Origin of the sequence: Pseudomonas sp. BNK-44-b (assembly GCF_047456245.1) — a bacterium.
In the GTDB taxonomy this organism is placed as follows: Bacteria; Pseudomonadota; Gammaproteobacteria; order Pseudomonadales; family Pseudomonadaceae; genus Aquipseudomonas; species Aquipseudomonas machongensis.
The window spans coordinates 3,580,299-3,602,663 of the sequence record NZ_CP179908.1; the positions used below are offsets into that span (position 1 = coordinate 3,580,299).

A 22,365-nucleotide genomic window follows, 5' to 3' on the forward strand; every position below is an offset into this window, starting at 1 on the left:
CTTGTGCGGCGGCCTCTGCCTGCCGCGAATCGCGCTTGCCAGCTTCGCCCAGGCTCAGGCGGCAACCAGACGGACGTTGCCACCTTCACCGACGCCCAGGGCGTCGGCAGCTTCATTGCTCAGTGCCACCGGCTTGCCCGGCACCCAGTCCAGCTCCAGCAGCACGGCGCGGTAGTCCTGCAACTGGCCGTTGCACACCAGGTACGGGCGCCCGCCCTTGACTGGCGTGTCGTCAATCCTGACCGGCACCACGCGACTCTGGGCAATCGAGCGGATCGCCGAGGTGCGCGCATGCAAGGTCGGGCCACCGTCGAAGATGTCGATGTAGTGCTCGGTCTCGAAACCCTCGCGCATCAGGATGTCGAAGGTGATCTGCGCGCGCGGGTGCACCTGGCCCATGGCTTCCTGGGCTTCGTCGTGCAGCAGCGGCACGTAGATCGGGTAGTGCGGCATCAGTTCGGCGAGGAAGGTCCGGCTCTTCAGCCCGCACAGGCGCTCGGCGTCGGCGTAGTTGAGGTCGAAGAAGTTGCGCCCGATGGCGTCCCAGAACGGTGACTCGCCCTGATCGTCGCTGTAGCCGACGATCTCGGTCACCACCGAGTCGGCAAAACGCTCGGGATGCGAGGCCATGAACAGCAGGCGACCGCGCGAATTGAGCTCGGCGAAGCCGCTGTTCACCAGCTCGGGCAATACGTAGAAGCTGGTCAGCAGGCTGTTGCCGGTCAGGTCATGGCACAGCGACAGAACGTGGATCTTGTTGTGGATCTTCAGCTCGCGCGAAGCGTGCACGAAGGTTTCGTTGCGAAAGCTGTAGAACGGCTCGGAATAGCCGGCCGAGGCGACGATGGCCGAACAGCCGGCGAGCTTGCCGGAGATGCTGTCTTCAAGCACGAAGAAATAGCTCTCCTCTCCGTTGAAGCTCACCTCGGCAGCGAAGGAGGTTTCCGAGGCGGCGATCTTGTCGCCCAGGCGGCCCGCGTCATCGGGCAGCGAGGTGACACCAATGGGGCTGTCGGCAGCCATGCGCTGCACTTCATTCAGATCCGCCATTTGCGCGGGGCGCATCACCAGCATGGTGTCACTCCTTTGGAATACGGGCCGACCCGGTCGGCACGGAAGAACGGCGGGCACACCCTTGCTTGCACAAGCAGACACCCGCACTGGAATTCAGGTATCGCCGGCGCAGTACGATCCGCCCCGGCGATGGGACCGCAGGGCGATCAGCCCTGGGTCAGCTTGGCCACAGCGCGCTCGAAGCGGCTCAGACCCTCGTCGATGTCAGCGTCCTCGACCACCAGGCTCGGCGCGAAGCGCACGACGTCAGGACCGGCCTGCAGCACCATCACGCCTTCTTTCTCTGCGGCGTTGAGGATGTCCTTGGCCTTGCCTTTCCAGGCCTCGCTCAGCACACAGCCGATCAGCAGGCCAACGCCACGCACCTGGGTGAACAGGCCAGTGTCCTGGCCGATCTTCTCCAGACGGGTCTTGAAACGCGCGTGCTTGGTCTTGATGCCGGCCAGCGTCTCGGGAGTGTTGACCACGTCCAGCACCGCACAGGCGACGGCGCAACCCAGCGGGTTACCGCCATAGGTGGTGCCGTGGGTGCCAACGGCCAGGTGCTTGGCCAGCTCGGTGGTGGTCAGCATGGCACCGATCGGGAAGCCACCGCCCAGGCTCTTGGCGCTGGTCAGGATATCCGGGGTCACGCCGTAGTGCTGGTAGGCGTACAGCGATCCGGTACGGCCGACGCCAGTCTGCACTTCATCGAAGATCAGCAGGGCGTTGTGCTCGTCACACAGTTTGCGCGCACCTTCCAGGTAGGCCTTGTCGGCCGGCACCACCCCACTCTCGCCCTGGATCGGCTCGATCACTACGGCGCAGGTCTTGTCGGAGATCTGTGCCTTCAGCGCTTCCAGGTCGTTGTACGGGACATGGCTGATGCCGGTGATCTTGGGTCCGAAACCGTCGGAGTACTTGGGCTGGCCACCGACGCTGACGGTGAACAGGGTGCGACCGTGGAAGCTGTTCACGGTGGCGATGATCTCGTGCTTTTCCGGGCCGAAGCGGTCATGCCCGACACGACGGGCCAGCTTGAAGGCGGCCTCGTTGGCTTCGGCGCCGGAGTTGCAGAAGAAAGCACGGTCGGCAAAGGTGGCATCCACCAGCTTGTGCGCCAGGCGCAGGGCCGGCTCGTTGGTGAAGACGTTGGACACGTGCCACAGGGTGTTGGCCTGTTCGGTCAGCGCCTTGACCAGTGCTGGGTGGCAATGACCCAGGGCGTTCACCGCAATGCCGCCGGCGAAGTCGATGAGTTCGCGGCCCGACTGGTCCCAGACGCGGGATCCCTCGCCTCGAACAGGAATGAAGGCCGCCGGGGAGTAGTTGGGAACCATGACCTGGTCGAAATCGGCACGCTGCACCGGGGCTTGCTCAACGGACATCTGAGTCTCCTGAAGAGGAACGCTGGCCTGAAAGTGGCGAGCGATGGGGGGATTGTAAGGACTGATCGGCGCCTGTCCTTGCTGCCAGGCGACAACTTGTTACAGCGCCAACCCCTGTTTTACCTGGGTTTTCGGCAATGCGACAAACACTGTCGCAATCGCGCAGTGTAACGGGCTGACGGGGTGGCGGGGAGAGGGTTGGGCAAATTGGGAGAACGGGTGTTCACAGGAGAGGGAGGCGCCCGCGGCGGCCCTGTCGCGGGGCAAGCCCGCTCCCACAGCTACCCCGGCGAACTCAGAATCAGTGGGGCAGCTATGGAAGCGGACTCGCCCCGACCTCAACCGCGCTCGGCCGGCGCCGAACTCAACTCGAACGGGCTGCTGCTGCGCCGCTGGTTGCGGTCTTCCCGCGGCGTGGCGCCAAAGAAATTGCGGTAGGCGCTGGAGAAATGCGGCCCGGATGAGAACCCGCACGACAAGCCGATCTGGATGATCGACTTGCTGGTCTGCATCAGCATCTGCCGCGCCTTGTTCAGGCGCAGCTCCAGATAGTACTGGCTGGGCACGCGATTGAGGTACTGCTTGAAGATCCGCTCCAACTGCCGGCGCGAGACACAGACATGCTGGGCGATCTCGTCGGTGGTCAGCGGCTCCTCGATGTTGGCCTCCATCAACAGCACGGCCTGGGTCAGCTTGGGGTGGCTGGAGCCCAGACGATTCTGCAACGGGATACGCTGACGCTCCCCGCCTTCACGAATGCGCTCGACCACCAGTTCCTCGGACACCGCGCCGGCCAACTCTGCCCCGTGATCACGGGCCAGCACCGCCAGCAGCAGGTCGGTCACCGCCATGCCACCACAGGCAGTCAGGCGGTCGCGATCCCAGTCGAACAGATGACTGGTGGCGATAACCTTGGGGAAACGCTCTGCAAAGTCGTCCTGCCAGCGCCAGTGCACCGCAGCCCGGTAACCGTCGAGCAGACCCAGCAAGGCCAACGGGTACACGCCCGCCGACAACCCACCAATCATGCAGCCACTGCGGGCCAGGTGCTTGAGCGCCGCCGAAAGCGCCGAACCCACCGCCAGCGGCGGCTCGTCAGCGAGTACCAGAAGCTTCTGGAAACCCTCCAGCCGACCGTTCCAGGGCTCGCCCGGCAGGCGCCAGGCGCCCGCTTCGGCAGGCTCGGCCTGCAGGTACGCCAGCTCGTAGACCACATCAGGATGCACCCGCTGCGCCACCTGCAGCACTTCCTCGGCCAGGGCCAGGGTCAGCGGCTTGGTGCCGGGCCAGATAAGAAATCCGATTCGCTGGGTGGTCATAGGCTAGGTCCGAAACCTGAAGTCGAGTGAGGCACGGGTCATGCCGCGCTCGCTGCGCAGCATGCCCTATTCTGGTGCGGGAATGCAGCTTTTACTTCAGGCTGCCCGAGAGGAACTGCTTGAGACGCTCGGATTGCGGATTGACCAGCACCTCACGCGGATTACCCCGCTCCTCGACCAACCCCTTGTGCAGGAACACCAGCTGGTTGGACACCTCGCGGGCAAAGCCCATTTCATGCGTGACCACTACCATGGTGCGGCCTTCCTGGGCCAACGACTGCATGACCTTCAGCACATCGCCCACCAGCTCAGGATCGAGCGCCGAAGTCGGCTCGTCGAACAGCATCACCTCAGGCTCCATGGCCAGGGCGCGAGCGATCGCCACACGCTGCTGCTCACCGCCAGACATGTGCCCGGGGAAAGCATCCTTGCGATGCGCCACACCTACCTTGGCCAGGTAGTGCTCGGCCTTTTCCAGCGCCTCCTTCTTGTTCATGCCCAGCACATGCACCGGCGCCTCGATGATGTTCTCGAGTGCAGTCATGTGCGCCCACAGGTTGAAATGCTGGAACACCATCGAAAGGCGCGAACGCATGCGCTGCAGCTGCTTGGGGTCGGCAGCCTTGAGCGCGCCGTCCTTGCCGGCGACCAGCTTGAGCTCCTCGTTGTTGAGGAGGATCTTGCCGGCATGCGGCTGCTCAAGCAGGTTGATGCAGCGCAAGAAGGTGGATTTGCCCGAACCGCTCGAGCCGATGATGCTGATCACATCGCCTGCCTTGGCTTCGAGCGAGACGCCCTTGAGCACCTCGTGGCTGCCGTAGCGCTTGTGCAGGTCTTGGACTTGGAGTTTGTACATGCTGTCGATTCTCACAGAGCGGTCAGTGCTTGCGCGGCGCCAGGTAGCTGAGCCAGCGACGTTCGGCCATCTTGAACAGGCGCACGAGGATGAAGGTCAGGCACAGGTAGAACACGCCCGCCGTGATGTAGGCCTCGAAAGGCAGGTAGTACTGGGCATTGACCGTGCGCGCAGCACCGGTGATGTCGATCAGGGTGACGATCGACGCCAGGCTGGTGGTCTGCAGCATCATGATCACTTCGTTGCTGTACTGCGGCAGCGCCCGGCGCATGGCCGAAGGCAGCAGGATGCGGCGGTACATCTTGAAGCGCGACATGCCCATGGCCTTGGCTGCCTCGATCTCGCCATGAGGCGTGGCCTTGAGGCTGCCGGCGATGATTTCGGCGGTGTAGGCGCTGGTGTTGATGGCGAACGCCAGGCAGGCGCAGAAGGTCGCACTCGACAGCCACGGCCAGAAGATGCTCTCGCGCACCGCCTCGAACTGGGCCAGGCCGTAGTAGATCAGGAACAGTTGCACCAGCATCGGCGTGCCTCGGATCACGTAGGTGTAGAGCCACGCGATCAGGTTCACCAGCGGCTGCTTCGACACCCGCATCAACCCCAGCGGAATGGCCGCCAGCAGGCCGAAGAACAGCGACAGCGCCAGCAGCTTGAGGGTGGTCAGCAAACCACCGATGTACAGCGGCATGGCCTCCCAGATGACGTTGTAGTCGAAGATCATAGTTCAGCCGCCTTTACGCCCACCGAGTAGCGCTTCTCGAGATACTTCAACGCCAGCAGCGAAACGCTGGTCAGCACCAGGTACAGCGCCGCCACCGCCAGGAAGAAAGTGAAGGGTTCGCGGGTGGCATCCGCCGCCTGCTTGGCCTTGAACATCATGTCCTGCAGACCGACCACGGAAATCAGCGCAGTGGCCTTGGTCAGCACCAGCCAGTTGTTGGTGAAGCCGGGAATGGCCAGGCGGATCATCTGCGGCACCATGATGCGGAAGAATACCTGGCGGCTGCTCATGCCATAGGCCGCGCCCGCTTCGGCCTGCCCCTTGGGAATGCCGAGGAAGGCGCCGCGGAAGGTTTCCGACAGGTAGGCACCAAAGATGAAGCCCAGCGTGCCGATACCGGCGATCATCGGGTTCAGGTCGATGTAGTCATCGTAGCCGACCAGTGGCGCGACCCGATTGATGATGTCCTGACCGCCATAGAAGATCAGCAGGATGAGCACCAGGTCCGGAATGCCACGGATCACCGTGGAGTACAGGTCGCCCAGCCAGGCCAGCCAGCGCACCGGCGACAGCCGCAAGGCCACGCCGATCAGGCCCAGAACGATGGCCAGGGCCATCGACGACAGGGCGAGCTGCAACGTCAGCCACGCCCCCTCGAGGATGACTGCCCCGTAGCCTTTCAACATGATTGGGATTCCTCAGGACTTGGGAATGAAAAATGGTGCAAACCTCAGAGATTCTGCTGTTTGCACCATTGCACAGGTGAAACTCGACGATTTAGTTCGACTCTGGGCCGTAGATGTCGAAGTTGAAGTACTTCTTCTCGATCTCTTTGTACTTGCCGTTGGCGCGGATGGCGTCGATGGCAGCGTTGATGCGATCGGCGTTGGCCTTGTCGCCCTTGCGCACGGCAATGCCGACGCCGTCACCGAAGTACTTCACGTCGGTGAACGACGGACCGACGAAGGCGAAGCCCTTGCCGGCGTCGGTTTTCAGGAAGCCATCCTCGAGCAGAGTGGCATCGGCCACGGTGCCATCGAGGCGACCGGCGGCGACATCCAGGTAGATTTCGTTCTGGGTGCCGTAAGGGACGACGGTGGCGCCCTTAGGTGCCAGCACTTCCTTGGCGAAGCGGTCGTGGATAGAGCCGCGCTGTACACCGATCTTCTTGCCCTTGAGCTCGTCGAGGCTGTCGCTGACGGTGGCGCCTTCCTTCATCACCAGACGGGCTGGAGTCAGGTAGTAGCGCTTGGTGAAGTCGACGGACTTCTTGCGATCATCGGTGATCGACATCGACGACAGGATGGCGTCGATCTTGCGCACCTTCAGCGCCGGGATCAGGCCATCGAACTCCTGCTCGACCCAGGTGCACTTGGCTTTCATCTCTTCGCACAGGGCGTTGCCGATGTCGTAGTCGAAACCGGCGATGCTGCCATCAGGCTGCTTGAAGGCGAAGGGTGGGTAGGCGGCTTCGATACCGATCTTCAACGGCTTCTCGTCGGCCTGCGAGACCAGGGAAAACACAGACAGCGCCAGGGCGCCAAGCAGTGCAAGCTTCTTCATCAGGTAACTCCATCGGTACGGGGCAATAACAGGCAGGGACACGATTGCCGGATATGCGAATGAGTACAACGCGAGCCGCGCAGGGTTCGACCAAGGTCGCAGACCACGAGCGAGTGAGTGGCATTTTAACGACAGCCCGGTAGTCGATATTTCTTCAAAGCGACAACTACGTACAGAAGCGCTTGAAGCTGCGGGCGGCGATATTGACAGCTCTTGCGAAACATGCAAGCGCAAAAGGAAAACAACCTTTAGACGAAGCAATAAGCGGGCCTATTATTGGCAAAGCCTTGTAATCCGGCAAGTGCAGGGTGCAAGGCTGCAAAAAACGTCTACAGGATCGCACCCTGAAGGCACAGAAATGTTTCCCTTGGCCCCGTTTGAGTGCAATCACGGTGACAGCAGCGGGTTACCGATGAATGTCGGGTAACAGAATGCAAAAACCCCGCCGATTACCGGCGGGGTCTGGTTGCAAGGCGCGGGGCAAGACAGCCTACCCCCAAAGCATCATCACGCGGTCGCCAGGTTCATGGCCTTGTGCGTGTCGATCAGGTGCTGCACCACACCCGGGTCGGCGAGCGTGGAGATATCGCCCAGCGCATCGTACTCACCCGTGGCGATCTTGCGCAGGATACGCCGCATGATCTTGCCCGAGCGAGTCTTGGGCAGGCCTGGCGCCCACTGAATGACATCCGGCGAGGCGATCGGGCCGATCTCCTTGCGCACCCAGTTCTTCAGCTCCTGGCGCAGTTGCTCACTGGACTCCTCGCCGGCATTGAGAGTGACGTAAACATAGATGCCCTGCCCCTTGATGTCGTGCGGCACACCTACCACCGCGGCCTCGGCGACCTTGGAGTGGGCGACCATCGCGCTTTCGATCTCGGCCGTCCCCATGCGGTGCCCCGAAACGTTGAGCACATCGTCCACCCGACCGGTGATCCAGTAGTAGCCATCTTCGTCGCGGCGCGCACCGTCTCCGGTGAAATACATGCCACGGAAGGTCTTGAAGTAGGTGTCGACGAAGCGGTCGTGATCGCCATACAGCGAGCGCGACTGGCCCGGCCACGAATCGAGGATCACCAGGTTGCCCTCGGCCGCGCCCTCGATCAGGTTACCCAGGTTGTCCACCAGTGCCGGTACCACGCCGAAGAACGGACGGGTTGCCGAGCCCGGCTTGAGGCCCGTGGCGCCCGGCAGCGGGCTGATCAGGATGCCGCCGGTCTCGGTCTGCCACCAGGTGTCGACGATCGGGCAGCGCTCCTTGCCGACGGTCTTGTAGTACCAGTTCCAGGCCTCGGGGTTGATCGGCTCACCCACCGAACCGAGCAGGCGCAGGCTCGAGCCATCGGCACCGGCGACCGCCGCCTGACCTTCGGCCATCATCGCGCGGATAGCGGTTGGCGCGGTGTAGAGAATGTTGACCTTGTGCTTGTCGACGATTTTGGACACGCGGGTGATGTCCGGGTAGTTCGGCACACCCTCGAACAGCAGGGTGGTCGCGCCATTGGCCAGCGGGCCATAGACGATATAGCTGTGACCGGTGACCCAGCCCACGTCGGCGGTGCACCAGTAGACCTCTCCCTGACGGTAGTCGAACACGCGCTCGTGGGTGAGCGCGGCATAGACCAGATAGCCACCCGTGGTATGCAGCACACCCTTGGGCTTGCCGGTAGAACCGGAGGTATAGAGGATGAACAGCGCTTCTTCAGCGCCCATCTCTTTGGGGGCGCAATGGCTGGAGGCGACCTTCATCAGGTCTTCGTACCAGATGTCGCGATGCTGGTGCCAGGCGATGTCACCACCGGTGCGCTTGCACACGATGATCTTCTGCACACTGTTGGTTTCAGGGTTGGTCAGCGCCAGGTCGACGTTGGCCTTGAGCGGCGTGCGGCGGCCGCCACGCAGGCCTTCGTCGGCGGTGATGACGACCTTGGACTTGCAGTCGATGATGCGCCCGGCCAGCGCTTCAGGAGAGAAGCCGCCGAATACCACGGAGTGGATGGCACCGATGCGGGCACAGGCCAGCATCGCCACCACGGCTTCCGGGATCATCGGCATGTAGATGGTGACCACGTCGCCACGGTGCACGTCCTGGCCACGCAGGGCGTTGGCGAACTTGCAAACCTGCTCGTGCAGCTCGCGATAGGTGATGTTGCGGTGTTCGGAAGGATCATCGCCTTCCCAGATGATCGCCAGTTGGTCGCCGCGCTCTTCGAGGTGACGATCCAGGCAGTTGTAGGAAACGTTGAGAGTGCCGTCGGCGAACCATTTGATATCGACATGGTGGTCGTCGAACGAGGTCTGCTTGACCTTGGTGAAGGGCTTGATCCAGTCCAGGCGCTGGGCCTGCTCGCGCCAGAAACCGTCCGGGTTGATCACCGATTGCTGGTACATGGCCTTGTAGGTGGCCTCGTCGGTCAGGGTGTTTGCCGCAACCTCGGGACGAACGGGATACAGTGGAGCCGCACTCATCTGTGTTACCTCGGTGTAATAGTTGTTTTTGTATGAGACGGTTTTAACTGTACCAGAGCGACCATGACCATTCGACGTTGGTAGTAACGAACAGCATGCGCCGCGGCGAAATTTCATCAAGGCGCTCTAGCCCGCGGAGCCCCAGGCCATCACTGAAGAATTCGGTACGTTCGTACCCGTGATTGTTACCGATTCTGTCAAAAGCCCGAAAAACTTTATCAAAACCAGATCTTTTTCAATTCGAAGCACACTCCTAGAATTCATCTCGCCAGCAACGGCAAGGCGATTAACTTCTTGTAACAGCCCCCACGAAGGCACGTTAATCCCGCTCTAATTCAACAGTAAAACTCTGGATGTACTCGCGGCGCCACAAGTGCCGCGTGCCCCCTCACGACCTTAGACAGGTAAATTGAAAATGAAAGCTTTACTGGTATTGGTACTTGGCAGTGTTTGCAGCGCGGCAATGGCCGACGATGTTGCAACGAACGCCGAGCAGATTCCGGTTGAACAGTACAGTTATTCGCAACACCTGGACATCGCCAAGGTGCTGTCCATGAGCGAAGTCCCGAATGTCTGCGAAGTGGTGCCGGCGCGCATGACCTACGAAGACTCCAAGGGCCAGAAGCACATTCTCGAATACCGCGTGATGGGCAACGGATGCTCCAACGGCTAACGCCACGGCCCGCTCCCTTCGTCCGCTCTCGACATCTCCGTGGGAGCGGGCTTCTGTAGGAGCGGGCTTGCCCGCGAACACAACACCGCCGATTAAATCTTCATTACTTGAAACTTCTTCAATCCACCGACTTGCTCAACGCATACTCACGCAACTTGTTGGCAATCGTGGTATGGGAAACACCCAGCCTTTTCCCCAGCGCCCGACTACTTGGAAACTCCGCCATCAAACTTTCCAACACCGCTTTTTCAAAGCGACCGACGATCTGCGCAAGTTCCCCTTCCAGCGAAAATTCACCCAAGGGTTGTCGCGCACCATAATCCGGCAAACGAATATGTTCGCCCTTGACCACACCGCCCTCGCATAACGACACGGCCTGGAACAATACGTTTTCCAGCTGCCGAACATTGCCCGGCCAGTGATATTGACTCAACTTGTCCATCGCCGCCGGCGCCAGGCGAGGCAATGCACAACCGATCTGCCGACTGGCCTGGTCGAGGAAGTGCTGCGCCAGCCCCTCCAGCCCATCCATGCACTCACGCAGTGGCGGAATGTGCAACGACAACACGTTGAGCCGGTGATAGAGGTCCTGGCGGAACTCGCCCCGCGCGCACAACTCCGACAGGTCGACCTGGGTGGCGCAGATCACCCGCACATCGAGATAGACCTCCTCGTCGCTGCCGACCCGGCGAAAGCAGCCGTCCTGCAGAAAGCGCAGCAGCTTGACCTGCAGGCGCGGGCTCATCTCCCCTACCCCATCCAGAAACAGCGTGCCGCCCGCGGTCAACTCCAGCAGCCCGAGCTTGCCCTCGGCCCGCGCGCCCTCGAACGCACCCGGGCCGTAGCCGAACAGCTCGGTCTCGGCCATTGACTCCGGCAACCCCGCGCAGTTGAGCGCCATCAGCGGTGCCTGGCCACGCGGGCTGGCCAGGTGACAGGCACGGGCCAGCAATTCCTTGCCGGTGCCGGTTTCGCCCTCGATCAGCAACGGCGCATCCAGCGGCGCCATGCGCCGCGCCTCGCGCACGACCGAGGCCATCACCCGTGAACTCTGGAAGATGCTGTCGAAACCACGCAGCTCCTGCTTGCGCACGTTGTAGATACGCTCGCCGATGCGATCGGCGCGATGCAGGGTCAGCACCGCGCCGGCCAGGGCTTCGCTGTCGTCATGTTCGGACTGCAAGGGCGCGATATCGGCCAGGAACACATCACCCTTGACCTTGATGCGCAACCCGTTGATCCGCGACTGGTTGGCCCGCACCAGTTCCGGAAGGTCGAAATCCTCGACATAGCGCGCCAGCGGCAACCCCGGCACCTCGTCGACCCGCACCCCGAGCAACTGCGCCGCGGCACGGTTGGCTGCAACGATGCTGCCTCCCATGTCGACCGACAGCACCGGAAACTCCAGCGCCCCTAGCAACGCATTGAGCTCCATGTGCCGCCGCTCGCTGGGCATCAAGCCGACGCGCTTGACCCCAAACACCCCGGCGATGGCTTCGAACTTTGGACGCAAGGCCTGGAACTGCAGGTTGATCAGGTTCGGGCAATGCAAATAGATGGCGTTGCCGTGATCGCCGCCGACCTCGCCACGCAACACGTTGATACCGTACTCCACCAACAGGTTGAGGATGTCGCGCAGGATGCCGATGCGGTTCTGGCAGTGGACTTTGATACGCATGAAAGGCCCCGAGGCAACCGACTTTATTCATCGGTGCGCAGAAAATTCGTAAAGATAAGCTGACAAAAATACGCTAACTGCCAGCCTGATACCCTTGATTTTCCGGGACAACCCTCTATTTGTAAAATTATCGTTACAGAAATGCCCCGCTCCTGCTTCTCACTCCGCAGATCGACCCGTGCAAAACCGCCTGCGTAGGGCTATTCCTAGGGCAAGTCCCACATAACAAGAAAGCCCTCACCAGGAGAGCTCCATGAAACAGACGCAATACGTGGCCCGCGAGCCCGATGCGCAGGGTTTTATCGACTACCCGCAGCAAGAGCATGCGGTGTGGAACACCCTGATCACCCGCCAGTTGAAAGTGATCGAGGGCCGCGCATGCCAGGAGTACCTGGACGGCATCGACCAGCTCAAGCTGCCCCATGACCGCATTCCGCAACTGGGCGAAGTCAACAAGGTGCTGGGCGCCACCACAGGCTGGCAGGTCGCTCGCGTGCCGGCGCTGATTCCCTTCCAGACCTTCTTCGAACTGCTGGCCAGCAAGCGCTTCCCGGTCGCCACTTTCATCCGCACCCCGGAAGAACTGGACTACCTGCAGGAACCGGACATCTTCCACGAGATCTTCGGCCACTGCCCGCTGCTGACCAACCCCTGGTTCGCCGAATTCACCCATACCTATGGCAAGCTCGGCCTGGCGGCGACCAAGGAACAACGGGTGTACCTGGCGCGCCTGTACTGGATGACCATCGAGTTCGGCCTGATGGAAACCGCCCAGGGCCGCAAGATCTACGGCGGCGGCATCCTCTCCTCGCCCAAGGAGACGGTCTACAGCCTGTCCAGCGAACCCGAACACCAAGCCTTCGATCCGATCGAAGCCATGCGTACGCCCTACCGTATCGATATCCTGCAGCCGGTGTACTTCGTCCTGCCGAACATGAAGCGCCTGTTCGATCTGGCCCACGAGGACATCATGGGCATGGTCCAGCACGCCATGCAGTTGGGCCTGCACGCGCCGAAATTTCCACCCAAGGCGGCCTGAGCCGTCTTGCCGACAACAACTCGAAAGCGGAAAACCTCCATGAATGCCTTGAACCAAGCCCACTGCGAAGCCTGCCGCGCTGACGCGCCGAAGGTCAGCGACCAAGAGCTGGCCGAACTGATTCGCGAGATCCCGGACTGGAGCGTAGAAGTGCGCGACGGCCACATGGAACTGGAGCGTGTGTTCCTGTTCAAGAACTTCAAGCACGCCCTGGCCTTCACCAACGCCGTCGGCGAAATCGCCGAAGCCGAAGGGCATCACCCCGGCCTGCTCACCGAGTGGGGCAAAGTCACCGTGACCTGGTGGAGCCACTCGATCAAAGGGCTGCACCGCAACGACTTCATCATGTGTGCACGCACCGACAAGGTCGCTGAGACGGCTGAAGGGCGTAAATAACGCCAGCTGGATCGCGTCGTTCTCTTCGCGGCGGCTCCACGCTCCAACAAGCCCGCACCTACAGGAATAGTGACCTACCTGCAGGTGCGAGCTTATCAGGGCGCTGGACCGCCGCGAATGCATTCACAGCAAAACCGAGGCGCACACCGTCCGCTATTCGCCCGCAAAACCGACAAGCGAGAGGGAAAAATCTCAAACTGTCATCCAGACTGCTGTATCCTGCCCCAGCTTTTCAAAAGCTTCCAACGCGCCAAGCGCTGCCCTTTCACTCACACTTGCGAGGAACGACGAGATGCATGAAATCCCGAATCTTCCCTTCCCAAGCCTGAACCCCGAAGAGCAAACCGTCACCGCCCACGCCGCCGAGCCGGCACCTGCTTCGCAGGACAGTGACGATCAATCCAGCGCCGATCAGGAATAACCGCGCATCCCCACCGACCGTGTGAAAACGGCTGACCTGCGGGTCATCCCCGTCATCACGTTTTCACACAGTCCAGAACCTTGAAGGCCCCCATGCCCGATTCACCGCGTCCTCTTGCGGTTACCCTGCAAGTCGTCTCCATCGTTCTCTTCACCTTCATCGGCTACCTGAACATCGGCATTCCCCTCGCCGTGCTGCCCGGCTATGTGCACAACGACCTGGGTTTCAGTGCCGTACTCGCGGGCCTGGTGATCAGCGTCCAGTACCTGGCAACCCTGCTCAGCCGCCCGACCGCCAGCCGTATCATCGACAACCTCGGCAGCAAGAAGGCGGTGATGTGGGGCCTGTTCGGCTGTGGCCTGAGCGGGGTGTTCATGCTGGCCTGCAGCTTCCTCACTCACTTGCCCTGGCTGAGCCTCACTTGTCTGCTCATCGGGCGCCTGGTGCTGGGCAGCGCGGAGAGCCTCGTGGGCTCGGGCTCGATCGGCTGGGGCATCGGCCGGGTCGGCGCCGAACATACCGCCAAGGTCATCTCCTGGAACGGCATCGCCAGTTATGGCGCGCTGGCCGTCGGCGCGCCGCTAGGGGTGCTGATGGTCCAGGGCCTGGGGCTGTGGAGCATGGGCGTGAGCGTCATCCTGCTGGGCGTTCTGGGCCTTGCACTGGCCTGGCCCAAGCAGGCAGCACCGGTGGTGGCGGGCAAGCGCCTGCCCTTCCTGCAGGTGCTGGGCAAGGTATTCCCGCATGGTTCGGGGCTGGCGCTGGGGTCGATCGGTTTCGGCACCATCGCGACCTTCATCACCCTCTACTACGCCAGCCGCAACTGGCCGAACGCTGCGCTGACCCTGAGCCTGTTCGGCGCCAGCTTCATCTGTGCACGCCTGCTGTTCGGCAATCTGATCAACCGCATCGGCGGCTTTCGCGTGGCCATCGCCTGCCTGTCGGTGGAAACCCTGGGGCTGCTGATGCTATGGCTGGCACCCAACGCCGAGCTGGCCCTGGTCGGCGCCGCGCTGAGCGGATTCGGCTTCTCGCTGGTCTTCCCGGCACTGGGGGTGGAAGCCGTGAACCAGGTTTCGGCGGCCAACCGCGGGGCTGCGGTCGGGGCGTATTCACTGTTCATCGACCTGTCGCTGGGGATCACCGGGCCGCTGGTCGGTGCGGTGGCCTCAGGCTTCGGCTTCAGGTCGATCTTTCTGTTCGCCGCAGGTGCGGCGGTTTGCGGGCTGGTGCTGAGCCTGTATCTGTACCGCCAGGCACGGCTGGGGCGAGAGCTGCACGGCTGAAGGTTGCGCAGGCCTCTTCGCGGGCACTCCCGCGAAGAGGCCGTGAGATCAATGCACCAGGTACTGCAACACCACCTCCAGCGGATGGCGAAGCTGTTTCTCGGCCATGCGCTTGACCTGGCTACGGCACGAATAACCCGTCGCCAACGCCTCGCCTTCCTTGTCCAGCTTGGTCGCCCACGACTGCTCGAAGATAGTCTTCGAAGCCTGCTGATTACGCGCCTCGTGCCCGTAGGTGCCCGACATCCCGCAGCAACCGGTGGCCTCGGTGGCAAGCTTGAGTCCCATCCGCGCAAACACCTGCTCCCACTGCCGGGTGCTGGCCGGGACGTTGGTCTTCTCCGTGCAATGCGCCATCAGGCGGAAGCTGCCGCCCTTCCCAGCAGCCTGCTCGGGCAAGGCATCCATCAGCCACTCCTGCGGCAACAGTACAGTCGGACAACCCTCCAGGCCATCGACCTTCTGGTATTCCTGGCGATAGACCAGGGTCATCGCCGGATCCAGACCCACCAACTGCACACCGCAATCAGCCAGGGCCTTGAGCTGCCGGCCATTGCGAATCGCTGCCTTGGCGAAGGCGCCGAGGAAGCCCTGCACATGCAGCGGCTTGCCGTTGGCGCTGTAGGGCGCCAGGAACACCTTGTAGCCCAGCCGGTGGGCCAGTTCGATGAACGAAGCCAGCAGCGGCGTCTCGAAGTACCGCGTGAAAGCGTCCTGCACCAGCACGATGCTGCGCTCGCGCTGGGCCGGGGTCAGCTCGCGCAGCGCCGGCACACTGGCCACACCCACACGGCAGCGGGTCAGGGTGGACTGGAAGTTGAAGCGGCTGATCAATGGGCTGTCGACCATGCCGACCTTGTCGGCCAGCAGGCGGCTGACCCACTTCGACCCCATCACCGCGTTATACAAGCCCGGCGCATGGGCCAGGTACGGAATGGTGAACTCCAGCGAGCCGATCAGATAGTCACGCAGCGGGCGCTGGTAGCGACCGTGGTAGAGCTCGAGGAAACGTGAACGGAAGTCCGGTACGTTGACCTTGATCGGGCACTGCCCCGCGCACGACTTGCACGCCAGGCAGCCGGCCATGGCGTCGTACACCTCGTGGGAAAAGTCCTCCTGCCCCTGACGCTGGGCCCGCAGGTTGCCCAGGCGCTTGGGCAGGCCCTTGATCCACGACGCCTTGCGCTGGGCCGAGGCCAGCACATCGATATTGGCCTCGCCCTGCAGGCGCAGCCATTCACGGATCAGCGAGGCGCGCCCCTTGGGTGAATGGCGACGCTCACGGGTGGCCTTCCACGACGGGCACATGGCGTCGTTGGGGTCATAGTTGTAGCAGGCGCCGTTGCCGTTGCAGTGCACGGCGCTGCCGAAGCTCTGCCACACGCGCTCGTCGATGTTACGGTCCAGGTCGCCACGCAGGGTGACACCATCGACCGGCGTCAGGCCCTCGGCGCTGTCGGGTGGCGTGCAGATCTTGCCCGGGTTGAGCTGGTTGTAAGGGTCGAATGCGCCTTTGAGCCGCTGCAGGGCCGGGTACAGTTCACCGAAGTATTCCGGCACGTATTCCGAGCGCAGCCCCTTGCCATGCTCGCCCCAGAGCAAGCCGCCATAACGCTTGGTCAGCGCCGCCACCGCATCGGAGATCGGCTTGACCAACGCGGCCTGGGCCGGGTCTTTCATGTCCAGCGCAGGACGCACGTGCAGCACCCCGGCATCGACGTGACCGAACATGCCATAGGCCAGGCCATGGCCATCGAGCAGCGCACGGAATTCGGCGATGTAGTCGGCCAACTGCTCCGGCGGTACCGCGGTATCTTCCACGAACGGCTGCGGCCGCACCTCGCCCTCGACGTTGCCGAGCAGCCCCACCGAACGCTTGCGCATGGTGTAGACGCGCGTCACTGCCTCGGCGCCCTCGGCGAGGGTGTGGCCCAACCGCTCGACGCTGGTATCGCTGCGCAGGTGTTCGACGAAGGCCTCGACGCGGGCATTGACCTCGTCCGGCTCGTCGCCGCAGAACTCGACCAGGTTGATACCCAAGGTCGGGCGCTCGGCGTCGGCAGGGAAGTATTCGGCGACGCTGTGCCAGACGATATCCTTCATCGCCAGCATCAGTACCTTGGAATCGACGGTCTCGATCGACAGCGGCTTGTGCGCCATCAGCGCATTGGCGTCGCGCAGGGCGTCCATGAAGCTGGTGTAGCGCACGTTGACCAGCACCGCGTATTTCGGGATCGGCAGCACGTTGAGCTTGGCCTCGACCACATAGCCCAGCGAGCCTTCGGCGCCGCACAGCACGCTATTGAGGTTGAACAGGCCCTGCTCGTCGCGCAGATGCGCCAGGTCGTAACCGGTCAGGCAACGGTTGAGCTTGGGGAAGGTGGTCTCGATCAGCTCGCCTTGGGTCTGCTGGATCTCACGCGCCATGCGATAGACCTCGCCGACCCGGCCAGGTGCGGCGCAGGCCTGCTCCAGCGCAGCGTCGTCGATCGGCAGGCTGTGCAGTCGCTCGCCCCCGAGCAGCACGCTGTGCAGCTCGAGCACGTGGTCACGGGTCTTGCCGTAGGTGCAACTGCCCTGGCCACTGGCATCGGTGTTGATCATGCCGCCGACCGTGGCGCGGTTGGAGGTCGACAGCTCAGGGGCGAAGAACAGCCCGTGCGGCTTGAGCGCAGCGTTGAGCTGATCCTTCACCACACCAGCCTGCACCCGTACCCAACGCTCCTGGGTGTTGATTTCAAGGATGGTGTTCATGCGCCGCGACAGGTCGACGACGATGCCGTCGGTCAGCGACTGGCCGTTGGTCCCCGTACCGCCGCCGCGCGGGGTCAGCTTGATCTGCCGAAAACGCGGCTCGGCCATCAGCGTGGCGACGCGCGCCACATCGTCGGCATCGAGCGGGAAGACGGCCGCCTGGGGCAGGCGCTGATAGATCGAGTTGTCGGTGGCCAGCACCGTACGGGTGCCGTAGTCGGCGCTGATCTGGCCGCGGAAGCCGCTGGCACTCAGGGCTTCGAGGAATTCGGGGTAGCCGACGACAGGCGCACGGACGGGCAACTGGGCGATCATCGAAGGATGGCCTCTTGTATGGGCAGGTTCACGGTCTGGCATCACCGGCAGGCGACGCTCAGTTGCTCATCCGGCATGAATAACTCCGGGCCGGATGACGGATAGGCCAATGTTCCTGTACTTTCCAGCCGAGGGCAAACGGATAATCCTGCCGCTATCGATGAGTTTCATGAATGAATTACCGCCACCTGACCCCATCGATGTCCTTGCTGCTGGCCTTCGAGGCCGCTGCCCGGCATGAAAGCTACACCCGCGCGGCCGTCGAGCTGTCGCTGACCCAGAGCGCAGTCAGCCGCCAGGTCCAGGCGCTGGAGCAGCAACTGGGCCTGACCTTGTTCCGCCGCGAAGGGCGCCAGGTGCAATTGACCGATGTCGGGCGCCTGTATCAGCGCGAGTTGAGCGAAGCCCTTGGGCGTATTCGCAGTGCCACGCTGCAGGCCCTCGCCTACCAGTCCGGGGTCGGTACCCTGCGCCTGGCGACACTGCCCACCTTCGGTTCGAAATGGCTGCTGCCGCGCCTGAATGCGTTCTACAGCGCGCATCCCGGGATGCTGGTGCACATTCATTCACGCATTGAGGCGATCAACTTCGACACCAGCGAAATCGATGCCGCCATCGGTGTGGCCAGCCACGACTTGCCGGGCCTGATCTGCCACCGGCTGCATGCCGAGGAACTGGTGGTGATCCTGCCGCCGCAAGCGGTGGGTGCGGCGCACACATGGACGCCAGCGCGCATCAGCGAAGAGTTGCTGCTCAATGTCGCCAACAATCCGCATGCCTGGGGCGAATGGTTTTCCCATCATGAACTGGCGCATCGCGCCATGCGCCTGGGGCCGAGCTTCGAGCTGACATCGCACCTGATCCAGGCGGTACGCGCCGGGATCGGCATCGGCCTGGTGCCAAGGATTCTGGTGGCCGAAGAACTGGCCAAGGGCGAGCTGTTCAGCCCGGGCGAGGCGTTTGCAAGCCAGCGCAGCTACTACCTGATCTATCCGCCGCGCAACGAGGCGCTGCCCTCGCTCAGGGCGTTTCGCGGGTGGTTGTTGGAGCAGATTTAGCGGTTGCCTGGTTGGGCGCTTTCGCGGGCAAGCCCGCTCCCACAGGACCCGATCAGACAACAAAAAACCCGGCACCAGCCCCTGGCACCGGGTTTCCCGAATCAAGCTACCGGCTTACTTGGCCACGCTACCCGCCGCAGTACCGGCCTGCGCCATGCGCTTGCTCTTGATCACATAGAACACATACATCACCACCAGCCACACCGGGATCGCATAGACCGAAATCTGGATCCCTGGAATCTGCAGCATGATGCCCAGGATCAGCACCACGAAGGCCAGGCACAGGTAGTTGCCGTACGGGTACCACAGCGCCTTGAACAGCGGTTTCTGGCCGGTACGGTCAAGGTGCTGGCGGAACTTCAGGTGCGAGTAACTGATCATCGCCCAGTTGATCACCAGCGCCGCGACCACCAGCGACATCAGCAACTCCAGGGCATGCTGCGGCATGAAGTAGTTGAGCAGCACGGCAATCAGGGTGAACGCTGCCGACGCCAGGATCGCCCGAACCGGCACGCCACGACGGTCGATCTTCGCCAGGCCCGCCGGCGCATCGCCCTGCTCGGCCATGCCGTAGAGCATGCGCGCATTGCAGTAGGTGCCGCTGTTGTACACCGACAGTGCCGCGGTCAGTACCACGAAGTTCAGCAGATGCGCCGCCACGTCACTGCCCAGCAGCGAGAACACCTGGACGAACGGGCTGCTGCCGTAGCTGCCGCCGGAAGCATCGATGCTGGCCACCAGGCTGTCCCACGGGGTCAGCGACAGCAGCACCACCAGGGCACCGATATAGAAGATCAGGATGCGGTAGATGACCTGGTTGATCGCCTTCGGAATCACGGTCTTGGGCTTGTCGGCTTCGGCGGCAGTGAAACCGAGCATTTCCAGGCCACCGAAGGAGAACATGATGATCGCCAGCGCCATCACCAACCCGCTCACGCCATTGGGGAAGAAGCCACCATGGCTCCACAGGTTGGTCACCGAGGCGTCCGGGCCACCGCTGCCGCTGGTGAGCAGATACGCGCCCAAGGCGATCATGCCGACGATGGCGGCCACCTTGATGATCGCGAACCAGAACTCGGCCTCGCCGAACACCTTGACGTTCATCAGGTTGATCGCGTTGATCAGCAGGAAGAAGCCCGCTGCAGTGACCCACGTCGGGATCTCCGGCCACCAGTAGTGGACGTACTTGCCGACCGCGGAGAGCTCCGACATACCCACCAGGATGTACAGCACCCAGCAGTTCCAGCCCGACAGGAAGCCCGCGAAGCCGCCCCAGTACTTGTGAGCGAAATGGCTGAAGGAGCCGGCCACAGGCTCTTCGACGATCATCTCGCCGAGCTGGCGCATGATCATGAAGGCGATGAAGCCACAGATGGCGTAGCCAAGGATCATCGAGGGGCCGGCGGATTTCATTACCCCGGCCGAACCGAGGAACAGGCCGGTACCAATGGCGCCGCCCAGGGCGATCAGCTGGATATGGCGGTTTTTCAAGCCACGCTTGAGTTCGCCTGACGACTGCGAATTGTGTCCACTCATGAACGAAGTCACCTGCTTGTTTTTATCTGTGACGGAATCGGACCCGCCGCGCTCGTGGCACAGCGGAATGAGGCAAGGTGGTTACCTTGGGTTCCCGGACCCTGGCGCCGCGCCTGGCACGGAGCCTGAGGCGGATTAGCCGGGAGTCGGCGAGAATGCGTGGTACGCGAGGGGGTCACAGGTAAAACGCGGCGCATTGTATACCCCTGCGAGCGCGCAGGCGTCAACGCGCTGCGTCGTTTCCTCGGGAAAAAACGCAGCGGTCCAGTGGCAAGAGCCATCAATGGCGTAGTGATCGGCGTACATGGCGCCTCCATTTGTTGTTGTGTAGGCCCGACTGCAGTGGTGGGCTGATGCACATGGCAATGCCCGTCATATCAGCGCGAGGCGGGGCTTTGGGCAATAGCAAGAATGGTCGGCGCAAGGCTCTACAGCGCGGCATGCGGCAAGATCTGTTTACACCAACTTGCAAAGCAGGAAACCGAACGGCAATTCCGGCAGACTTCGTATAAATTCCGTTACAAGGTGGTTCAAAAACTTTCCAGCGTGACGAAAAATGCTTCGCACTCAGGGGCTTGAGGACGCTCAGTTTTCGACCAGGCACAAAAAAGCCAGCCCGAAGGCTGGCCTTTTCACCGCAGGATGCGATCACCCACGCGGCTTGCCGCGACCACGGCCGGCGCTTGTCGCCTTCGGCACGCGCAGGACGCTTGCGCATCTCGCTAGGGCGTTCGGCAACGGTGCTGCCACGGCCACCCTTGCGCGGTGCTTCCTCACGAGCCGGACGCGCCGGACGCTCGCTGGTCGCACGTGGCTGACGCTCGCCGGCATCCTTGGCTGGGCGCAAGTCACGTACGCGCTCGCCACGACCCATGGGGCGCGTGGACTTGCGCTGCAAGCGCTCGAGCTTGTCCTTGGCCTTGAGGTTGAGGGTCGGCAGCGCCACCGGCTGCAGCCCGACTTCGGCGGCCAGGATGTCGATCTCGCCCTGGCTCATTTCACGCCAGCGCCCCATCGGCAGGTCAGAGTTGAGGAACACCGGGCCGAAGCGCACACGCTTCAGGCGGCTGACCACCATGCCCTGGGACTCCCACAGGCGACGCACCTCCCGGTTGCGGCCTTCCATCACCACACAGTGGTACCAGTGGTTGAAGCCTTCACCACCCGGCGCCTTCTGGATATCGGTGAACTTGGCCGGGCCGTCCTCGAGCATCACGCCCGCTTTGAGGCGTTCGATCATCTCGTCGTCGACCTCGCCACGGACACGCACCGCGTACTCGCGGTCCATCTCGTAGGAAGGGTGCATCAGGCGGTTGGCCAATTCACCGTCGGTGGTGAACAGCAGCAAGCCAGTGGTGTTGATGTCGAGACGACCGATGTTGATCCAGCGGCCCTCTTTCGGGCGCGGCAGGCGGTCGAACACGGTGGGACGGCCTTCAGGGTCGTCACGGGTGCAGATCTCGCCGTCGGGCTTGTTGTACATGATGACGCGGCGGGTCGCCTCGGCGGCTTCCTCACGCTTGATCAGCTTGCCGTCGACAGCGATGGCATCGTGCAGGTCGACGCGCTGGCCGAGGGTAGCCTCGACGCCATTGACCTTGATGCGGCCTTGGCTGATCCAGGCTTCGACGTCACGGCGCGAACCGACACCGATACGTGCCAGCACTTTCTGCAGCTTTTCGCCGGACGGTGGGGTGATCTGGGTTTCTTGCAGGTCTTTGTCACTCATCTGGGCACCTCCCGGTGTACGGTGTAGTGAAAGCGGTTTGGCGGCGGATGCGCCAAGGGGCGCGTATTGTACGCGGTTCATGCAGCTGGCGCATCGGGATGAGAAAGTTTT

The 22,365-nt window shown here is 62.6% G+C and carries 17 protein-coding genes and 1 pseudogene; 6 read left to right on the top strand and 12 right to left on the bottom strand.

What is annotated here, in order from left to right; translation table 11 throughout:
* Positions 1 to 54 precede the first annotated feature (54 nt).
* The 8 genes from aruF to acs form a co-directional block, all read right to left on the bottom strand.
* Complete coding sequence (gene aruF / locus ACMGGG_RS16395; RefSeq protein WP_414154060.1) at positions 55 to 1,074, bottom strand: arginine/ornithine succinyltransferase subunit alpha; 1,020 nt, start codon at positions 1,072 to 1,074, stop codon at positions 55 to 57.
* Between the two features lie 146 nt (positions 1,075 to 1,220).
* Entirely contained in the window at positions 1,221 to 2,441 is a 1,221-nt protein-coding gene (locus ACMGGG_RS16400; RefSeq protein WP_063545714.1) for an acetylornithine transaminase, read from the bottom strand.
* Positions 2,442 to 2,779: 338 nt separating this feature from the next.
* Entirely contained in the window at positions 2,780 to 3,760 is a 981-nt protein-coding gene (argR, locus tag ACMGGG_RS16405) for a transcriptional regulator ArgR (RefSeq protein WP_054891931.1), read from the bottom strand.
* 91 nt (positions 3,761 to 3,851) lie between these two features.
* Positions 3,852 to 4,616 carry an ABC transporter ATP-binding protein gene (locus ACMGGG_RS16410; RefSeq protein WP_054891932.1) on the bottom strand — a complete coding sequence of 255 codons (765 nt, stop codon included), beginning with the start codon at positions 4,614 to 4,616 and terminating at the stop codon, positions 3,852 to 3,854.
* 22 nt (positions 4,617 to 4,638) lie between these two features.
* Complete coding sequence (locus ACMGGG_RS16415) at positions 4,639 to 5,337, bottom strand: ABC transporter permease (RefSeq protein ID WP_054891933.1); 699 nt, start codon at positions 5,335 to 5,337, stop codon at positions 4,639 to 4,641.
* Complete coding sequence (locus tag ACMGGG_RS16420) at positions 5,334 to 6,023, bottom strand: ABC transporter permease (RefSeq protein ID WP_054891934.1); 690 nt, start codon at positions 6,021 to 6,023, stop codon at positions 5,334 to 5,336. The genes ACMGGG_RS16415 and ACMGGG_RS16420 overlap by 4 nt, the downstream gene beginning before the upstream one ends.
* Before the next feature lie 91 nt (positions 6,024 to 6,114).
* Positions 6,115 to 6,900 carry an ABC transporter substrate-binding protein gene (locus ACMGGG_RS16425; RefSeq protein WP_063545715.1) on the bottom strand — a complete coding sequence of 262 codons (786 nt, stop codon included), beginning with the start codon at positions 6,898 to 6,900 and terminating at the stop codon, positions 6,115 to 6,117.
* 507 nt (positions 6,901 to 7,407) lie between these two features.
* Positions 7,408 to 9,369, bottom strand: coding sequence for an acetate--CoA ligase (gene acs / locus ACMGGG_RS16430; protein WP_054891936.1), 1,962 nt, complete (start codon positions 9,367 to 9,369; stop codon positions 7,408 to 7,410).
* 415 nt (positions 9,370 to 9,784) lie between these two features.
* Between acs and ACMGGG_RS16435 the strand changes: the two genes are divergently transcribed.
* Positions 9,785 to 10,042 carry a DUF2790 domain-containing protein gene (locus ACMGGG_RS16435; RefSeq protein WP_054891937.1) on the top strand — a complete coding sequence of 86 codons (258 nt, stop codon included), beginning with the start codon at positions 9,785 to 9,787 and terminating at the stop codon, positions 10,040 to 10,042.
* Between the two features lie 118 nt (positions 10,043 to 10,160).
* On the opposite strand, the gene ACMGGG_RS16440 is transcribed toward ACMGGG_RS16435, so the two are convergent.
* Complete coding sequence (locus tag ACMGGG_RS16440) at positions 10,161 to 11,720, bottom strand: sigma-54-dependent transcriptional regulator (RefSeq protein WP_414154061.1); 1,560 nt, start codon at positions 11,718 to 11,720, stop codon at positions 10,161 to 10,163.
* Between the two features lie 253 nt (positions 11,721 to 11,973).
* Here ACMGGG_RS16440 and phhA point away from each other — a divergent pair, with 253 nt between their 5' ends.
* The 4 genes from phhA (at position 11,974) to ACMGGG_RS16460 (ending at position 14,862) form a co-directional block, all read left to right on the top strand.
* Positions 11,974 to 12,759 (top strand): phenylalanine 4-monooxygenase, encoded by a 786-nt coding sequence (gene phhA, locus ACMGGG_RS16445; protein ID WP_112898883.1) that lies wholly within the window; start codon positions 11,974 to 11,976, stop codon positions 12,757 to 12,759.
* A gap of 39 nt (positions 12,760 to 12,798) precedes the next feature.
* On the top strand, positions 12,799 to 13,155 hold the full coding sequence (locus tag ACMGGG_RS16450; RefSeq protein WP_054891940.1) for a 4a-hydroxytetrahydrobiopterin dehydratase: 357 nt from the start codon (positions 12,799 to 12,801) through the stop codon (positions 13,153 to 13,155).
* A gap of 292 nt (positions 13,156 to 13,447) precedes the next feature.
* Positions 13,448 to 13,576 (top strand): hypothetical protein, encoded by a 129-nt coding sequence (locus tag ACMGGG_RS16455; RefSeq protein WP_256216352.1) that lies wholly within the window; start codon positions 13,448 to 13,450, stop codon positions 13,574 to 13,576.
* Positions 13,577 to 13,668: 92 nt separating this feature from the next.
* Positions 13,669 to 14,862 (top strand): MFS transporter, encoded by a 1,194-nt coding sequence (locus tag ACMGGG_RS16460; protein ID WP_414154062.1) that lies wholly within the window; start codon positions 13,669 to 13,671, stop codon positions 14,860 to 14,862.
* Positions 14,863 to 14,910: 48 nt separating this feature from the next.
* Here ACMGGG_RS16460 and ACMGGG_RS16465 read toward each other — a convergent pair whose 3' ends face one another.
* Positions 14,911 to 17,931 carry an FAD-binding and (Fe-S)-binding domain-containing protein gene (locus ACMGGG_RS16465; RefSeq protein WP_414154063.1) on the bottom strand — a complete coding sequence of 1,007 codons (3,021 nt, stop codon included), beginning with the start codon at positions 17,929 to 17,931 and terminating at the stop codon, positions 14,911 to 14,913.
* Between the two features lie 173 nt (positions 17,932 to 18,104).
* On the opposite strand from ACMGGG_RS16465, the gene ACMGGG_RS16470 reads away from it, so the two are divergent.
* Positions 18,105 to 18,989 carry a LysR substrate-binding domain-containing protein gene (locus ACMGGG_RS16470; protein ID WP_112898886.1) on the top strand — a complete coding sequence of 295 codons (885 nt, stop codon included), beginning with the start codon at positions 18,105 to 18,107 and terminating at the stop codon, positions 18,987 to 18,989.
* Positions 18,990 to 19,103: 114 nt separating this feature from the next.
* Here the strand turns inward: ACMGGG_RS16470 and ACMGGG_RS16475 are convergent, their stop codons facing one another.
* Both ACMGGG_RS16475 and rluB read right to left on the bottom strand, forming a co-directional pair.
* Positions 19,104 to 20,525 (bottom strand): amino acid permease, encoded by a 1,422-nt coding sequence (locus tag ACMGGG_RS16475; protein ID WP_054891944.1) that lies wholly within the window; start codon positions 20,523 to 20,525, stop codon positions 19,104 to 19,106.
* 648 nt (positions 20,526 to 21,173) lie between these two features.
* Positions 21,174 to 22,254: pseudogene (rluB, locus tag ACMGGG_RS16480) on the bottom strand (23S rRNA pseudouridine(2605) synthase RluB).
* Between the last annotated feature and the right edge of the window lie 111 nt (positions 22,255 to 22,365).

Coding starts and splice junctions, on each gene's coding strand:
- ACMGGG_RS16460 (WP_414154062.1), top strand. CDS start 13,669: ATGCCCGATTCACCGCGTCCTCTTGCGGTTACCCTGCAAGTCGTCTCC.
- ACMGGG_RS16400 (WP_063545714.1), bottom strand. CDS start 2,441: ATGTCCGTTGAGCAAGCCCCGGTGCAGCGTGCCGATTTCGACCAGGTC.
- ACMGGG_RS16470 (WP_112898886.1), top strand. CDS start 18,105: ATGAATTACCGCCACCTGACCCCATCGATGTCCTTGCTGCTGGCCTTC.
- phhA (WP_112898883.1), top strand. CDS start 11,974: ATGAAACAGACGCAATACGTGGCCCGCGAGCCCGATGCGCAGGGTTTT.
- ACMGGG_RS16450 (WP_054891940.1), top strand. CDS start 12,799: ATGAATGCCTTGAACCAAGCCCACTGCGAAGCCTGCCGCGCTGACGCG.
- ACMGGG_RS16440 (WP_414154061.1), bottom strand. CDS start 11,720: ATGCGTATCAAAGTCCACTGCCAGAACCGCATCGGCATCCTGCGCGAC.
- aruF (WP_414154060.1), bottom strand. CDS start 1,074: ATGCTGGTGATGCGCCCCGCGCAAATGGCGGATCTGAATGAAGTGCAG.
- ACMGGG_RS16415 (WP_054891933.1), bottom strand. CDS start 5,337: ATGATCTTCGACTACAACGTCATCTGGGAGGCCATGCCGCTGTACATC.
- ACMGGG_RS16455 (WP_256216352.1), top strand. CDS start 13,448: ATGCATGAAATCCCGAATCTTCCCTTCCCAAGCCTGAACCCCGAAGAG.
- argR (WP_054891931.1), bottom strand. CDS start 3,760: ATGACCACCCAGCGAATCGGATTTCTTATCTGGCCCGGCACCAAGCCG.
- ACMGGG_RS16420 (WP_054891934.1), bottom strand. CDS start 6,023: ATGTTGAAAGGCTACGGGGCAGTCATCCTCGAGGGGGCGTGGCTGACG.
- ACMGGG_RS16435 (WP_054891937.1), top strand. CDS start 9,785: ATGAAAGCTTTACTGGTATTGGTACTTGGCAGTGTTTGCAGCGCGGCA.
- acs (WP_054891936.1), bottom strand. CDS start 9,369: ATGAGTGCGGCTCCACTGTATCCCGTTCGTCCCGAGGTTGCGGCAAAC.
- ACMGGG_RS16475 (WP_054891944.1), bottom strand. CDS start 20,525: ATGAGTGGACACAATTCGCAGTCGTCAGGCGAACTCAAGCGTGGCTTG.
- ACMGGG_RS16410 (WP_054891932.1), bottom strand. CDS start 4,616: ATGTACAAACTCCAAGTCCAAGACCTGCACAAGCGCTACGGCAGCCAC.
- ACMGGG_RS16425 (WP_063545715.1), bottom strand. CDS start 6,900: ATGAAGAAGCTTGCACTGCTTGGCGCCCTGGCGCTGTCTGTGTTTTCC.
- ACMGGG_RS16465 (WP_414154063.1), bottom strand. CDS start 17,931: ATGATCGCCCAGTTGCCCGTCCGTGCGCCTGTCGTCGGCTACCCCGAA.